The organism is Microbispora siamensis (assembly GCF_016863095.1).
In the GTDB taxonomy this organism is placed as follows: domain Bacteria; phylum Actinomycetota; class Actinomycetes; order Streptosporangiales; family Streptosporangiaceae; genus Microbispora; species Microbispora siamensis.
Window position 1 is genome coordinate 345,761 of record NZ_BOOF01000001.1, and the last position, 14,777, is coordinate 360,537.

Sequence of the window (14,777 nt, forward strand, 5' to 3'; positions counted from 1 at the left end):
CCGGCGTGACGGAAGGTAGGAAGCGATGAAACTGCCGGTAGCGGCGGGGCTGGCCACGGCGGCCGTCACGATCACGCTCTACCCGCTCTTCGAGGGCGGCACCTGGTTCTGGTCCTGCATGGGGGCGATCCTCGTCACCACCGTGGCCGGGGCGGTGGCCTCCCGCATGGGCGCCCGTCCGTGGGTGGCGCCCGCCGTGACGCCCGTGGCGGTCCTGCTCTACCTGACGCTCGTCTTCACGCCGGACGAGGCGTGGCTGCGCATCGTCCCGACCAAGGACTCGCTCGTCCGGCTCGCCGAGCTGGTCGGCGCCGGGTTCGACGACATCCAGCGGTACGCCGCCCCGGTGCCGGACAACCCCGGCATCACGCTGCTCGCCACGGCGGGCGTGGCGCTGATCGCCCTGCTCGTGGACGTCTTCGCGGTGCGGCTGCGCCGGGCGGCACTGGCCGGGCTGCCGCTGCTCGCCCTGTTCACCGTGCCCGCGGCGGTGATCACGGAGCCGATCGGGTGGATCGCGTTCGTCATCGCGGCGTTCGGCTACATCGGCCTGCTCGTCACCGACGGGCGGGAGCGGCTGAGCCGCTGGGGCCGGGCCGTGGTGGTGCGCCGCTCCTCCGGCTCCGGGCGCGGCGCGGCCCCCGACACCGAGCGGCTCGCCCTGTCCGGCAAGCGCATCGGCGTGACGGCGATCGTGCTGGCGGTCCTGGTGCCCGCGTTCCTGCCGGCGCTCTCGCCCGATCCGCTGTTCGGCTTCGGCGTGGGCAACGGCCTCGGCGGGGGCGGCGGCAACATCGGCATCCCCGACGCCATCGCCAAACTCGGCGGCCAGCTCAGGCAGCAGAGCAACGCGACCGTGCTCACCTACACCAGCAGCGACGACGTGCCGCGCTACCTGCGGATCTACTCGCTCGACATCTTCGACGGGACGAAGTGGACGCTGTCCCCGCTGCGGGGGCTCCAGGAGGACCGGGTGTCGGAGGGGCCGCTGCCGCCCACTCCGGGGCTCCGCCCCGGGGTGCCGGTGAAGCGGGCCGAGATGCGGGTCACGATGAGCGAGGACATCGACAAGCTCAACTTCCTGCCGCTGCCCTACCCGGCACGGCAGGTGGACGCGGACGGCGACTGGCGCGCCGACCGGGCCTCGCTCATGGTCTTCTCCGCGCACGACGAGGCGGCCGGGCTCGAATACCGGGTGGTGACCGAGGAGCCCGATCCCAGCACGACCGAGCTGCGCACGGCGGTGACCCTCCCGGAGAGCGAGCGCTACCTGCAGCTGCCCGACGGGCTCGACCCCCGGGTGGCCGCTCTCGCGCGCCGGGTGACCGCCGACGCCGCCACGCCGTACGAGGCCGCGGTCGCGCTGCAGGAGTGGTTCACCCGGGCAGGCCGGTTCACCTACGACGTGCGCGCGTCCGGATCGGGCGCGCAGGCGCTGTCCCGCTTCCTGCTGCGTGACCGCACCGGCTACTGCGAGCAGTTCGCGGGGGCGATGGCCGTGATGGCGCGGCTGCTCAACATCCCGGCGCGGGTGTCGATCGGCTACACGGGCGGCACCAAGATCGGTGACGTGTGGACGGTCCGCACCCACGACGCCCACGCGTGGCCGGAGCTGTTCTTCGACGGAATCGGCTGGCTGCGGTTCGAGCCCACCCCCGCCGGGGCCGGCGGGCAGGGCACGGCCCAGGTGCCGCTGTACTCGCTGCCCATCACACCGACGGCCGATCCCACGACGGGCCCGTCCGACGGGCCGTCGTCGAACGAGGAGGACGACAGCGGCCAGAGCGCCGGGCCGGCCCGGCCCAACCCGCGCCAGCTCGACCGCGACCTCGACGGCACGGCCATCGCGGCCGACCCGGGCACGCCCGTCGCCGTCAAGATCGGGATCGGCGCCGCCGCGGCGCTCGCGCTGCTGTTGCTGCCCGCCGCCGCGCGGCTCATGGTGCGCCGCCGGCGCCTTCGCCGGATGACGCGGACGGCGTCGGGAGGCCACGCGGCCTGGGCCGAGCTGCGCGACGTGCTCACCGACCTGGGAATGGCCGGAGAGCCGAGCGAGACGCCGCGCGCGCTCGGCCGCCGGATCGCCGAGCGGTACGCGCTCGGCCCGCAGGCCGCCGAGTCGCTCACCCGCGTCGTCACCTCGGAGGAGCGGCTCAGGTACGCTCCCACGCCTTCGGCGTCGGGGCCCGTTCCCGCGGACCTGCGCCGGATCAGGCGCGATCTGGCGCCGAGGGCCTCACGGTGGCGGCGCCTGGGGGCCGTGCTCGCCCCGATGTCCGTCCTGCGGCGGGTGCGGGCGGCCGGCGAGGGCGCGCTCGACGTGTTCGACCGGCTGGAGGGACTGCGGCCCCGGCTTTGGCGGGCACGGCCCGGCGGGACTCAGGGGACGGCCACGACTCCGGAGCGTCCCGGCGCCACAGGGGCCGGAGCCGGCGATGCCGCGAGGGAGCGGACCCTGACCGGCGCCCGCCGCTGATCCGCCGCTGATTCGCGGCCGGTCGCCGCAGACGACTCGGTGGGCCCGCTGAGCGGGCCCACCGGCGTTGCCTCGGATGGGGAGCGGTGGCTCAGATGGGGATCAGTGCTCGTCGTGGCGGCGGCGCCAGCGCTCTTCCATGCGCTCCATGAAGCTCTGGCGCTGGGGGCGGCGGCCGCGGTTGCGGGACGGCGGGGAGTCACCGAACCCGTTCATGCGCTTCCAGCTCGACAGGCCCCACAGGCAGGTGGCCAGCATGACCACGAAGCCGGCGGCACCGAGCCAGATCTGGGCCGCGACGACGCCGACCATCAGCAGGACCACGCCGAGTGCGAAGCCTATGGAGGCCTTCACCAGGCGGCGCTTGTAGTGGCTGCGCGGATCGCTGATCCGTACGGTGTTCGCCCACTTCGGGTCCTCGGCATAGAGGGCCTGCTCGATCTGGTCGAGCAAGCGCTGCTCGTGCTCAGACAGCGGCACGGCGCCTCCCAAGGACGGCCCCATTCAGGGGAAGACGGCAACGGACGACACGGGGTGTCCGAACCTCGCGGTCGGTTATCCCCAGAATACGAGGCCTCAGACGTAGGCGAAAGAAAACGTCCAACGCGGTCCAAACCGGAGGTGACGTCATGGACCTATTGGACCAAACGGACGCCGAACAAGCGATGCCGGCTTCACCGCGTCCGGACCGAAACGGCGGGCCGCCCGGTCCATGGCCTGTTCGGCCTCCCGCCAGCCCGTCTCCCGCTCCCCCAGGCCCAGCTGACGCGTCGCCGCGGCGGCCGGGAACAGGTTCTCCACCCGCACGCCGACGAGCCGCAACCGCACCCGCTCCAGCCCGGCGGCCTCGTAGAGCTCGCATGATGTGTCGAAAATCTCCTTCGCGACGTCGGTCGCCTCGCGCAGCGTACGCGACCGGGTGATGGTCGTGAAGTCGGATCGGCGGAGTTTGACGCTGACCGTGCGGCCGACGTGCCCGCCGGCCCGCAGGCGCGCGGCGACCCGCTCCGACAGCCGCAGCAGCTCACGCCTGATCGTCTCCGGGTCGTCGACGTCGTGCGGGAACGTCTCCTCGTTGCCGATGCTCTTGTCGGGGGCGTGCGGCACCACCCGGCGCTCGTCGCGCCCCCAGGCCAGGGCCGCCAGGTGCGCGCCGACGGCGCCGAACTCGCGCTGGAGCGTCGCCACCGGCACCTGGGCCAGATCCCCCACGGTGCGGATGCCGAGCCGTACGAGGGCCTGCTCGGTGCGCTCTCCCACGCCCCACAGGGCGGCGACGGGCAGCGGGTGCAGGAACTCCACGACCCGGTCGGCCGGGACCACGAGCAGGCCGTCCGGCTTGCACTGGCGCGAGGCGAGCTTGGCCACGAACTTCGTGCTCGCCACCCCCACCGAGCAGGTGATGCCGAAACGCTCGGAGACCTGGGCGCGGATCATCCGGGCGATGGCCGCGGGGCTGCCGAGCCTGCGGCGGGCGCCACCAACGTCGAGGAACGCCTCGTCGGAGGCGATCGGCTCCACTTCTGGGGTGATCGCCTGGAAGATCTCCATGACGCCGCGGGACACCTCGGCGTACTTGCCGTGGCGCGGCGGGATGACCGTGGCCTGCGGGCAGATGCGCCGGGCCCGTGTCATCGGCATCGCCGAGTGGACCCCGAACCTGCGGGCCTCGTAGGTGGCGCTGAGCACGACGCCGCGCGCGCCGGTGGCGCCGACGATGACCGGGGTGCCCCGCAGCTCCGGGCGGTCGAGCAGCTCGACGCTGGCGTAGAAGGCGTCCATGTCCACGTGCAGGATGGGACAGCCGCTGTCGTCGACCGGGCCGTCCGGCGGTGGCGACGGATCCCGAGGCAGCAGCTGGTTCCGGGACATGAGGTCACCCTACCCGACCGCCGCGCTATCCGAACATTGTTTCTACTGGCGGTAGCCGATGACGTGGATCTGGGTGGCGACGTCGCGGAGCACGGGATGAGTCGCCGCCGCCCGCTCCAGCGCGACGAGTCCCTCGGGGTCGCTCTCGGCCAGCATGCCGGGGACGAGGTCGGCGAAGATCCGCACGCCGTGCGCCTCGCCGACGGTGAACCCGGCACCGGCAAGCAGCGCGCCCAGCGTCTCCCGGGAGAAGCGGCGCGGCGTGGGGTCGCGGTCGCCCCAGCGGCCCGCCGGGTCGGAAAGCACCCGGCGCGCCTCGTCGAAGTGGCCGGCCAGCGAGCGGTGGACGGCCGCGGCGACCGAGTTGGCGGCCAGCACGCTCACCACGCCGCCCGGCCGCAGGATGCCGCCGACCGCGCCCAGCGCGCCCGCCGGGTCCTCGACGTACTCCAGCACACTGTGGCACAGGACCAGGTCGGCGCTGCCGGGCTCCAGCAGGTCGCCGAGGTCGGCGGCGTCGCCCTGCAGGCCCTTCACACCGACGCCCGTCTCGGCGGCGCGGCGCTCGAGCGCGGCCAGCGAGTCGGGGGTGGGGTCGACCACGGTCACGGCGTGCCCGAGCGTGGCCAGCGGCACGGCGAAGCCGCCCGTGCCGCCTCCGGCGTCCACGATGTCGAGCGTGTCGCGCCCGGTGGCGGCCGTCCGCTCGGCCAGGAGCGCGCGCAGCGCCTCCCAGACGACGGCGCGGCGTGTGGCGTCACGCACTTACGGCCTCCCTGTCGGGCCTCTCGGGGCTGTCGGTCATTCGGAGCTGTCGGCCTCTCGGAGAGCCGCAGGAGCCGCAGGAGCTGTCGGAGCTTCCGGGGCCGTCGGACCGAGGGGCCGTGGGGTCAGAGCGAAAGCGAGGGCTTGAGCTGCTTGAAGCGGGCCAGCAGTCCGTTGACGAACTGCGGCGACTCGTCGGTCGACAGCTCCGCGGCCAGGTGCACCCACTCGCTGATGACCACGCCCTCCGGAACCTCCTCCGACCACAGCATCTCGTAGGTCCCGCCGCGCAGGACGTTGCGGTCCACGGCCGGCATGCGCTCCAGGGTCCAGCCCTCGGCGTACGTCGAGATCAGCTCGTCGATGCGGTCCAGGTGCCGGACCACCCCCTCGACGAGGAAGGAGGTGTACTCGTTGACCGGCGGGTCCGCCCGCTCCACCCGCTCGGCGAGCACGTTGAGCGGGCTCACCTGCCGGGCCTCGGCCTCGAAGAGAACGTCCAGCGCGCGGCGGCGGGCCTTCCCCCGAGCCGACACGTCAGGCCCGACCGAGGTACTCGCCGGTGCGAGTGTCGACCTTGACCTTCTCGCCGGTCGTGATGAAGAGCGGGACCTTGATCTCGGCGCCGGTCTCCAGGGTGGCGGGCTTGGTGCCGCCGGTGGAGCGGTCGCCCTGCAGGCCCGGGTCGGTGTGCGAGATCGTCAGCTCCACGGCCGCCGGGAGGTCGACGTACAGCGGGTTGCCCTCGTTGAAGGCGACGGTCGCGGTCGTGTTCTCCAGCATGTAGTTGGCGGCGGTGCCCACCACGTCGCGCGGGACGTTGACCATGTCGTAGGTCTCGGTGTCCATGAACACGAAGTCGTCGCCGTCGAGGTAGGAGTACTGCATGTCGCGCTTGTCGACGTTCGCCACGTCGACCTTCACGCCGGCGTTGAAGGTCTTGTCGACGACCTTCCCGGACAGGATGTTCTTGAGCTTGGTGCGGACGAACGCGCCGCCCTTACCCGGCTTGACGTGCTGGAACTCGACAACGGTCCACAGCTCCCCACCGTCGAGCTTGAGCACGAGTCCGTTCTTCAGGTCGTTCGTCGTCGCCACGTAGCGTCTCCCGCGTGCGGCTGCCCTACAGGACGAGCAGCTCCTTGGTCGTCAGTGTGAGAAGCTCCGGCCCGTCACCACGCGTCACAAGCGTGTCCTCGATGCGCACACCGCCCCTGCCCGGGAGATAGACCCCCGGCTCGACGGTGATCGGAACTCGATCCTCTAGTCTACCGGTCCTGCCAGGGCCAAGGAACGGCAGCTCGTGGATCTCCAGGCCGACTCCGTGGCCCAGCCCGTGGCCGAACCTCTCGGCGTGACCCGCCTCCGCGATCACGTCACGCGCCGCGGCGTCCACCTCGTGCGCCGTCGCCCCCGGCCGTACGGCGTGGCGGCCCGCGCGCTGGGCCTGCCGTACGAGGTCGTAGAGGTCGCGCTGCCACGCGGCGGGCGGGCCCACCGCGACCGTGCGGGTCATGTCGGCGTGGTAGCCGTCGTAGCGGGCGCCGAAGTCCATGGTCACCAGGTCGCCCCGCTCGACCTGCCGGTCCGAGGGCGAGTGGTGCGGGATCGAGCCGTTGGGGCCGCTCGCCACGATGGAGTCGAAGGCCGGCTTGTCGGCGCCGAGTTCGACCATGGCGGCCTCCAGCCACCGGGCGATCTCCCGCTCGGTGACGCCGGGGGTGATGCGCTCCACGACCAGGGAGAACGCCTCGTCGGTGATCGCGCAGGCGCGGCGCAGCGCCGCGATCTCCCCCTCGTCCTTCACGGCCCTGACGGCCTCCACGAGGCCGCCGACCGGGCCGAGGCCCGCGTGCTCGGCCGACAGCCGCTGGAACAACCCCACCGGCATGTGGTCGGCCTCCACCGCGATCCGCGCCGCACCCGGGCCCCGCTTGAGCAGGGCCCCCGCGACGTCGCGGTCCTCGATCACCTCGACGCCCGAGCACACCGCCTGGGCCGTCTCCAGGTAGCGCGAGTCGGTGGCGAGCGCGGCCTCGCCCGTCGCGGTGACGAGCACGGCGGCGTTGGAGCTGCCGAGACCGGTCAGGTAGCGGACGTTGACCGGCCAGGTGACGAGGGCCGCCGCGGCCTCGTGCTCGCGCAGCGCCCCGGCCAGCCGCGCGCGGCGCGCGGCATGGATCGCCGCGGCCCCGGCGCCGGTGGTCCCTGCGGCGTGAGTTTCTGCGGCGTGAGTCCCTGCGGCATCGGTCACGGACGGACTCTACCGCCGCCTCCCCGCGCGTCCCACCGCCCGGCGGTGGGGCGCGGGGCCTCGGACGGCGGCGGTCAGGAGGCCAGGTCGCGGATCTTCTCGATCAGCCGGACCCGCTCCTCGTGGGTGCGGGCCATGGGGGCGACGTTGAGCGTGGTGACCCCGGCCTCGCGCAGCGCGGCCAGCCGCTCCCTGATGTGCCCCTCGGGGCCGACCAGGGACATGCGCTCCAGCAGTTCCCTGGGCACCAGCGCCTCGGCCTCCTTCTTCTTGCCCTCCAGGTAGAGGTCCTGGATCTGCTCGGCCTCCTTCTCGTAGCCGTAGCGGCGGGCCAGGTCGTTGTAGAAGTTCCTGCCCTTGGCGCCCATGCCGCCGATGTAGAGGGCGGCCATGGAACGGCCCAGCTCCAGCATCTCGCCGACGTCGTCGCCGATCGCCAGCATGGCCTGGGCGATCACGTCCAGCTCGCCGAGGGCGGGGTCCCTGCGCTCCCGCCCGGCGGCGAGCGACGCGCCCCACACGTCGCCGGCCTTCTCCGGCACGAAGAAGATGGGCTCCCAGCCCTCCGCCAGCTCCGCGGCCAGCTGCACGTTCTTCGGCCCGATGGCCGCGATCACGATCGGGACGCGCTCGCGCACCGGGTGGTTGATCAGCTTGAGCGGCTTGCCGAGGCCGGTGCCGCCCTCCAGCGGCAGCGTGTAGTGCTTGCCCGCGTACTGCAGGCGCTCGCGCCGCCACACCTTGCGGCAGATCTCGATGACCTCGCGGGTGCGGCCCAGCGGCGCGGTGTACGGCACGCCGTGGAACCCCTCGATGACCTGCGGGCCCGACGTGCCGATGCCGAGCGTGAACCGCCCGTCGGAGACGTAGTCGAGGCCGGCGGCCGTCATGGCCAGCAGGGCCGGCGTACGGGAGTAGATCGGCAGGATGCCCGAGGCGATCTGCAGCCGCTCGGTCCTCGCCGCGATGTAACCGAGCTGGCTGACGGCGTCGAAGCTGTACGCCTCGGCCACGAACACGATGTCGAGCCCGGCCTTCTCGTAGTCGGCCAGCTCGGCGACGGTCTCCTTGAAGCCCCCCGAGTAGTTGAGGGCCATTCCGATCCGCATCCGCTTCGTCCTTCCGCGCGTGAACCCGTCGGTAACCGAATGATGTTCCGTAGTCGGATCCCAAGGCTAGTGATGCGGACCGGCCGTGACCACCGTCAGGGTCGGCGGCCGACGCCTCCGAGCACCGGCAGGAAGCCGCCGCGCGGCGGCAGCCGGTCGCCTCCGGGCCGCCACTCGTTCAACGGGACCAGCCCCGGCTCGACCAGCTCGAAGCCGTCGAAGAACCGGGCGATCTGCGCGCCGGGCCTGGCCTTGAAGGGCGCGTTGGCGTTGCCGTAGACGGCGCCCGCCTGGGCCATCGTCTCGGGGCCGCACTCGGCCGCCAGGTGACGCACGGCCCGGCCGAGGAAGGCGCGGTTCTCCCGCACCGCCTCCCTGACGTACCCGTGCGACAGTTCGATGATCCGCTCGGCCGCGGCCCGGTCGGCCGGGAAGTGGTTCTTGCCGCCCAGGTAGTAGTCGTACATGCGGGCGACGTTGGGCCGCGTGACGTCGAACCCGCCGGGTGCCTGCTCCGACATGACGCGCTCCCGCTCGGCCGGACTCTTCTTCGCGATCATTGTGACGGAGCCCACCAAGGGCAGCGAATCGGGCGAATCACTCCTTGCGGAGTCGCTGTAGGTCATCGGGGGTGTCGACGTCCACGGGGTCGCCCGCGTCGTCGCAGGGCACGGCCGTGACCAGGCCGGGGTGCGCGCGCAGGAACGGCCGCGCGCCCACGTCGCCCTCGGCGAGCGCGGCCACCTCCGCCAGGTGCTCGCGCGCGATGAGCACCGGGTTGCGCGGCGCCCCGCCGTACGCCGCGACGGCGACACGGGCGCCGGACTCGAACGCCGCGATCAGCCGGCGCACCGCCTCGGGCCGCACCAGCGGCTGGTCGGCCAGCGCGATCACCACCGCGGGGGCGGCCGGCGGGAGCGCGCGCAGCCCGGCCCGCAGCGACGACCCCATGCCGGCCGCCCAGCCGGGATTGCGCACGACGACCGCTCCGGCGACCGGCACGTCGGCGGCCCCGAGGACGATCAGCACCGGCCGGCACCCGCCCTCGGCGAGCAGCCGCACCCCGCGGTCGGCCAGCCGCTCCCCCTCGAACTCCACCAGCGCCTTCGGCCCGCCGAACCGGCTGCCGCCTCCGGCGGCCAGCAGCAGCCCGGCGACCGGCGCGCCGCTCACCGCGACTCGCAGTGGATGCGTCCCGACGTCTCGGTGAGCGGCCTGCCGCTGCCGCCCCAGCGCAGCTGGATCAGCTCGGCCGCGATCGACACGGCCGTCTCCTCCGGCGTGCGCGCCCCGAGGTCGAGCCCGATCGGCGACCTCAGCCGGGCGAGTTCGTCCTCGGTCAGGCCCGCCTCGCGCAGCCGCGCCAGCCGGTCCGCGTGCGTGCGCCGCGACCCCATGGCCCCGACGTACGCCGCGGGGGTGCGCAGGGCCACCTCCAGCAGCGGCACGTCGAACTTCGGGTCGTGGGTGAGCACGCAGATCGCGGTGCGCTCGTCGACCTCGGCGGCGGCCAGGTAGTCGTGCGGCCAGGCCACCACGACCTCGTCGGCCTCGGGGAACCGCTTGGCCGTGGCGAAGACCGGCCGCGCGTCGCACACCACCACGTGGTAGCCGAGGAAGCGGCCGATCCGCGCGACGGCCGCGGCGAAGTCGATCGCACCGAAGACCAGCATGCGCGGCGGCGGCGCGAACGACTGCACGAACACCCGCAGGTCGTCCAGCCGCCGCTCGCCCTCCGGGCCGTAGCGCCGCACGCCGGTCAGGCCCTGCGCGAGCATGCCGCGCACGTCGTCGTCCACCGCGTCGTCGAGCCGGGCAGAGCCGAGCGAGCCCGCCGCCCGGTCCGGCCAGACCACGCGGCGCGCCCCCACGCGGCCGGGGCCCGCGACGATCGTGGCCACGGCGACAGGACGCCGCGCGGCGACATCCGCGGCGACCTCCCCTAGCTGCGGATAGTCCTGTTTGGAGACCGGCTCGACGAACACGTCGATGATCCCGCCGCAGGTCAGGCCGACCGCGAAGGCGTCGTCGTCGCTCACTCCGTACCGTTCGAGCACCGGCGTCCCAGTGGCGACGACCTGTTCGGCCAGCTCGTAGACCGCGCCCTCGACGCAGCCGCCCGACACGCTGCCGGCCGCCTCGCCGTCGAGGACGGCCATGGCCGCGCCGGGCGGGCGCGGCGCGCTGCGGAAGGTGCCGACGACGGTGGCGAGGCCGAACCGCCGCCCCTGCTCCCACCAGCGCAGCATCTGGTCCAGCACGTCACGCACCGGCCTCTCCCCTCCCGACAGCCCGGACGGGCCGCACGGGCCGGTCGCCGGCCAGCAGCGCGGCCAGCTCCTCGTACGCGGCCAGGCTGTGCCCGGCGACGAAGTCCGTGACATACGGCAGCGCCGCGCGGATGCCCGCGGTCAGCGGCCGGTACGCCGGGTCGCCCTTGTGCGGGTTGACCCACACGACGCGGCGGGCGAGCCGGGACAGCCGGGCCATCTGCGCGCCCAGCAGGTCGGCCCGGCCCCGCTCCCATCCGTCGGAGGCGATCACGACGATCGCGCCCCGGGGGTCGGGCAGGCGCAGCAGCGCCCGCACCTCCTCCCCCAGCCGGGTGCCGCCGCTCCAGTCGGGGATGGCCGCCGAGCACTCGTCCATGGCGAGACCGGGGTCGCGGTGGCGGAGCGCGGCGGTGATCCTGGTGAGCCGGGTTCCCACGCTGAACACCTCGGTCGCCCCCGGCTCCGCGCGCACCAGCGCGTGGGCGAGGCGCAGCAGCGTGTCGGCGTAGGCGGCCATCGAGCCGCTGACGTCCACGAGCATGACGACCCGGCGCGGCCGGTCCCTGCGCACGCGGCGGCGCAGCCGGGCCGGTTCCCCGCCGTGCCGCAGGATCTCCCTGACCGTGCGCCGCGCGTCCGTCGCGCCGCCGTGGGGCGACGGCCGGTAGCGCCGCGACCTGCGCGGCTGCCGCGCGCCGCGCAGCAGCGCGAGCAGGCGGTGCACCTCCCGCCGCTCGGCCTCGCTCATCCGCGCCACGTCCCGGTGCCGCAGCACCTCGATCTCGCTCACCGTGGCCGGGGGCGCTCCGGGCTCGCCCGCCGGTTCCCGCTCCCCGCCGCCGTACGGCGCCGCCACCGGGCGGGTCACGGACACGGTCGTCGTCCGGACGCGGCGCGGGGCGGGGAAGGCGGCGGAGAAGTAGGCCGCGAAGCAGCGGTCGTAGCGGGGCAGGTCGTCGGGCCCGGCGCACAGGGTGAGACGGCCCGCCCAGTAGACGTTCCGCCCGTCGGCCGCGTCGAGGTGGCCGAGCGCCGCGAGGAAGCTCTGGGTGCGATGGTGGTCGGCCGCGACCCCGGCCGCCCGGAGCGTCCGGGCGAACCCGGTCAGCACCGCGACCGGTCCGGGACCGGACGAAGCGAGCGGGTCCTGGCGGTGGCCGTCCCCGCCCCGGCCGGTCACGCCGGCGCCGTCAGCCACGGCCACCGTCCCGCGTGAGCAGCCCCAGGGTCCGGACGGTCTCCTGGTCCTCCCGGTGCTTGAGCACCGCGCCCAGCGTGGCGGCCGCCAGGGCGGGATCGAGCTCCACCGCGCCGAGCGTGAGCAGCGCCTCGGTCCAGTCGAGGGTCTCGGCGATGCCGGGCGGCTTGACCAGTCCGGCCTCGCGCATCCGGCCCGCCGTCCGCGCCACGTCGGCCGCGAGCCGCTCGGCGCATCCGGGCAGGCGCCGCCGCAGGATCGCCACCTCCCGGTCGAACCCCGGGTGCTCCAGCCAGTGGTAGAGGCAGCGCCGTTTGAGCGCGTCGTGCACCTCGCGGGTCCTGTTGGAGGTCAGGACGACGACCGGCGGGGTCGCGGCGCTGATCGTCCCGATCTCCGGCACCGAGATCGTGAAGTCCGACAGCACCTCGAGCAGGAACGCCTCGAACTCGTCGTCGGCCCGGTCGATCTCGTCCACGAGCAGCACGCTGGGCTGCGTCTCCAGGGCCCGCAGCAGCGGCCTGGCGATGAGGAACCGCCGGTCGTAGATCTCGCCCTCCAGCGCGGCGACGTCGGCCACTCCGGCCGCCTCGGCCGCCTTGAGATGCAGGAGCTGGCGCGGGAAGTCCCAGTCGTACATGGCCTGCGCCGCGTCGAGCCCCTCGTGGCACTGCAGCCTGATCAGCGGCGCGTCCAGGATCGCCGCCAGCGTCTTGGCCAGCTCGGTCTTGCCGACGCCCGCCTCACCTTCCAGGAACAGCGGCCGGCCCATCTTCAGGGCGAGGTAGGCCGCGGTCGTCACGCCCTCGTCGGCCAGGTAGTCGTGGTGGTCGAGCAGCTCCGCCAGCCTCGCCGGCGCGTCGATGTCCGAGATCGTGGTCGTCCGCCGCAGCACACGGACAGGCTACGTGGCGGCGTTCCGCAAGGCTCTGGCCGAATCCGCCAAAGCCGGGCGTGTCACACGGCCCCGTGTCGCCACGATCGCACAGATCCGCCCGGGTTCTACTCCGGCGTCGCGCCGAGCACGGCGTCCAGCAGGCCGGGGAAGCGGTCGTCCAGGTCCTGCCTGCGCAGGCTCACGTACCGCTGCCGGCCCTCCGGGACGTTGCGGATCACACCGGCCTCGCGGAGGGTCTTCAGGTGGTGCGACAGCGTCGACTTCGGCACCTCTCCCCCGGTGGGCTGGCAGGCCGCCACCTCCAGCGGGCCCTGCGCGAGCCGCCGTACGAGCGCCAGCCGCGAGGGGTCGCTGAGCGCGAACAGCACGTCGGTCAGCACCAGGCTCGCGGCGTCGGGGTGCGGCAGGTCCCGGGTTCCAGGCATGGTTCGATAATAGTTGAACTATCGGGCGCTCCGTCGTACGGTGTGACGGTTCGAAAATTCTGGAACCGTTGAACGATGGGAGTGCCGAGATGACGAACTCGGGGGGCTGCGCTCCGTCCGCGAACACCCTGGAGGCGGATCCGCGGGCGCCGGGCCGCGCACCCGGACCGCGGGACGACGCGGCCGGAACAGCGACAGCGACGGCGGTGACCGGGACGGTGACGGCCGGAACGGTGCCGGAGATGGCCGCAGGGACGGCGGCGCGCGGCCGGATCTCCCGCAGGGCCGGGTTCTGGCTGCTCGCCGGGACCCTGGTGGCGTTCATGGCCGCCGCGAGCACCCCCTCCCCGCTGTACGTGCTCTACCAGCAGCGCTGGGGGTTCTCGGCCGCGACGCTGACCGCCGTGTTCGCGGTCTACGCCCTCGCGCTGCTGATCGCGCTTCTCACCGTCGGCGGGCTGTCCGACCACGTCGGCCGCCGGCCCGTGCTGATCGCGGCCCTGCTGGCCGAGGCGGGCGCCATGGTCGCGTTCCTGACGGCGGACGGCGTCGGGCCGCTGCTGCTGGCCAGGGCGGTGCAGGGCCTGGCCACCGGAGCGGCGACGGGCGCGATCAGCGCCGGCCTGGTGGACCTGCAGCCCGCATCGCGCCGCGTCCGCCAACTGGGCGCGCTGGTCAACAGCGTCGCGCCGACCGGCGGCCTGGCCGCGGGAGCGCTCGGCGCCGGCCTGTTCGTGCGTTACACGGCCACCCCGACGACCTCGGTCTTCGTCGTGCTCACGGCCGTCTTCGTCCTGCTGGCGGCCGCGATGGCGCTGCTGCCCGAGCCGGTCGCGCTCCGTCCCGGCCGGGGGCGGGACGCGCTCGTCTCGCTGCGCCCACGGGTGGCCGTGCCACGGCCCGTCCGCGGCGCGTTCGCGGCGGCCGTTCCCTGCCTGGTCGCCACGTGGGCCCTGGGCGGGCTCTACCTGTCGCTGGGCGGCTCGCTGACCGCGGGCGTGCTGCACGTCCCCGACCGCCTGGTCGGCGGGCTCGTCGTCACCGCGCTCACCGCCGCCGGGGCGGTGGCGTCGCTGGTCGTGCGCGACCTGCCGGCGAGGCGGGTCATGGCGGGCGGGTCGCTGGTGCTCGCCGCCGGCGCCGGCCTGACCCTGGCCGCGCTCGCCGCCGCGTCCACGCCGATGTTCTTCGCCGGGACGGCCGTGGCGGGCTGCGGGTTCGGCAGCGCCTTCCTCGGCGCGTTCCGCTCGCTCGCGGCGCTGGCCGGCCCCGCCGAGCGGGCCGGGATGTTCGCCTCCGTCTACGTCGTCAGCTACCTCGCCTTCAGCGTGCCCGCGGTCGCGGCGGGGATCGCGGTGCCGTCGCTCGGCCTGCGGGCCACGGCCGGGGTGTACGGCTGCGCGGTCGTCGTCCTGGCCCTCCTCGCGGCGGTCCTCGGCCTCGCCCAGGAGCGCGCGGCGGCCCGCACGGCCTGAAGAGACCCGCGCAGCGCCCCTTAGGGTTCGGC

15 protein-coding genes are annotated in these 14,777 nt (G+C 74.1%); 2 read left to right on the plus strand and 13 right to left on the minus strand.

From position 1 onward, the window contains the following. The first annotated feature begins 25 nt into the window (after positions 1 to 25). Entirely contained in the window at positions 26 to 2,476 is a 2,451-nt protein-coding gene (locus tag Msi02_RS01525) for a transglutaminase TgpA family protein (RefSeq protein ID WP_204046703.1), read from the plus strand. A gap of 102 nt (positions 2,477 to 2,578) precedes the next feature. On the opposite strand, the gene Msi02_RS01530 is transcribed toward Msi02_RS01525, so the two are convergent. The 13 genes from Msi02_RS01530 to Msi02_RS01590 form a co-directional block, all read right to left on the minus strand. Next, entirely contained in the window at positions 2,579 to 2,956 is a 378-nt protein-coding gene (locus tag Msi02_RS01530; protein ID WP_079318513.1) for an SCO2097 family morphological protein, read from the minus strand. A gap of 147 nt (positions 2,957 to 3,103) precedes the next feature. Beyond that, positions 3,104 to 4,348: a DNA polymerase IV gene (locus Msi02_RS01535; protein WP_079318511.1), complete on the minus strand. Its 1,245-nt coding sequence runs from the start codon at positions 4,346 to 4,348 to the stop codon at positions 3,104 to 3,106. A 42-nt stretch (positions 4,349 to 4,390) separates the two neighbouring features. Next, a complete protein-coding gene (locus tag Msi02_RS01540; RefSeq protein ID WP_079318509.1) occupies positions 4,391 to 5,113 on the minus strand; it encodes a methyltransferase domain-containing protein in 723 nt (240 codons plus the stop codon). A gap of 125 nt (positions 5,114 to 5,238) precedes the next feature. Next, complete coding sequence (gene nusB / locus Msi02_RS01545) at positions 5,239 to 5,649, minus strand: transcription antitermination factor NusB (protein ID WP_079318505.1); 411 nt, start codon at positions 5,647 to 5,649, stop codon at positions 5,239 to 5,241. 1 nt (position 5,650) lies between these two features. After that, positions 5,651 to 6,211: an elongation factor P gene (gene efp, locus Msi02_RS01550; RefSeq protein WP_079318503.1), complete on the minus strand. Its 561-nt coding sequence runs from the start codon at positions 6,209 to 6,211 to the stop codon at positions 5,651 to 5,653. A 25-nt stretch (positions 6,212 to 6,236) separates the two neighbouring features. After that, positions 6,237 to 7,367 (minus strand): aminopeptidase P family protein, encoded by a 1,131-nt coding sequence (locus Msi02_RS01555; RefSeq protein ID WP_308441774.1) that lies wholly within the window; start codon positions 7,365 to 7,367, stop codon positions 6,237 to 6,239. Between the two features lie 74 nt (positions 7,368 to 7,441). Beyond that, positions 7,442 to 8,476, minus strand: coding sequence for an LLM class F420-dependent oxidoreductase (locus tag Msi02_RS01560; protein ID WP_204046704.1), 1,035 nt, complete (start codon positions 8,474 to 8,476; stop codon positions 7,442 to 7,444). Positions 8,477 to 8,571: 95 nt separating this feature from the next. Next, positions 8,572 to 9,051 (minus strand): SAM-dependent methyltransferase, encoded by a 480-nt coding sequence (locus Msi02_RS01565; RefSeq protein WP_239108008.1) that lies wholly within the window; start codon positions 9,049 to 9,051, stop codon positions 8,572 to 8,574. Positions 9,052 to 9,073: 22 nt separating this feature from the next. Continuing rightward, positions 9,074 to 9,649 carry a nucleotidyltransferase family protein gene (locus tag Msi02_RS01570; protein ID WP_239108009.1) on the minus strand — a complete coding sequence of 192 codons (576 nt, stop codon included), beginning with the start codon at positions 9,647 to 9,649 and terminating at the stop codon, positions 9,074 to 9,076. Then, a complete protein-coding gene (locus Msi02_RS01575; protein ID WP_239108010.1) occupies positions 9,646 to 10,746 on the minus strand; it encodes an XdhC family protein in 1,101 nt (366 codons plus the stop codon). Before Msi02_RS01575 ends, Msi02_RS01570 begins: the two co-directional genes overlap by 4 nt. Then, a complete protein-coding gene (locus Msi02_RS01580; protein ID WP_308441775.1) occupies positions 10,739 to 11,947 on the minus strand; it encodes a vWA domain-containing protein in 1,209 nt (402 codons plus the stop codon). Before Msi02_RS01580 ends, Msi02_RS01575 begins: the two co-directional genes overlap by 8 nt. Next, positions 11,940 to 12,842 carry an AAA family ATPase gene (locus Msi02_RS01585; RefSeq protein ID WP_239108011.1) on the minus strand — a complete coding sequence of 301 codons (903 nt, stop codon included), beginning with the start codon at positions 12,840 to 12,842 and terminating at the stop codon, positions 11,940 to 11,942. Before Msi02_RS01585 ends, Msi02_RS01580 begins: the two co-directional genes overlap by 8 nt. A 107-nt stretch (positions 12,843 to 12,949) precedes the next feature. Then, positions 12,950 to 13,270, minus strand: coding sequence for an ArsR/SmtB family transcription factor (locus Msi02_RS01590; protein ID WP_079318491.1), 321 nt, complete (start codon positions 13,268 to 13,270; stop codon positions 12,950 to 12,952). A gap of 206 nt (positions 13,271 to 13,476) precedes the next feature. On the opposite strand from Msi02_RS01590, the gene Msi02_RS01595 reads away from it, so the two are divergent. After that, positions 13,477 to 14,745, plus strand: coding sequence for an MFS transporter (locus Msi02_RS01595; RefSeq protein WP_204046705.1), 1,269 nt, complete (start codon positions 13,477 to 13,479; stop codon positions 14,743 to 14,745). Positions 14,746 to 14,777: the final 32 nt, after the last annotated feature.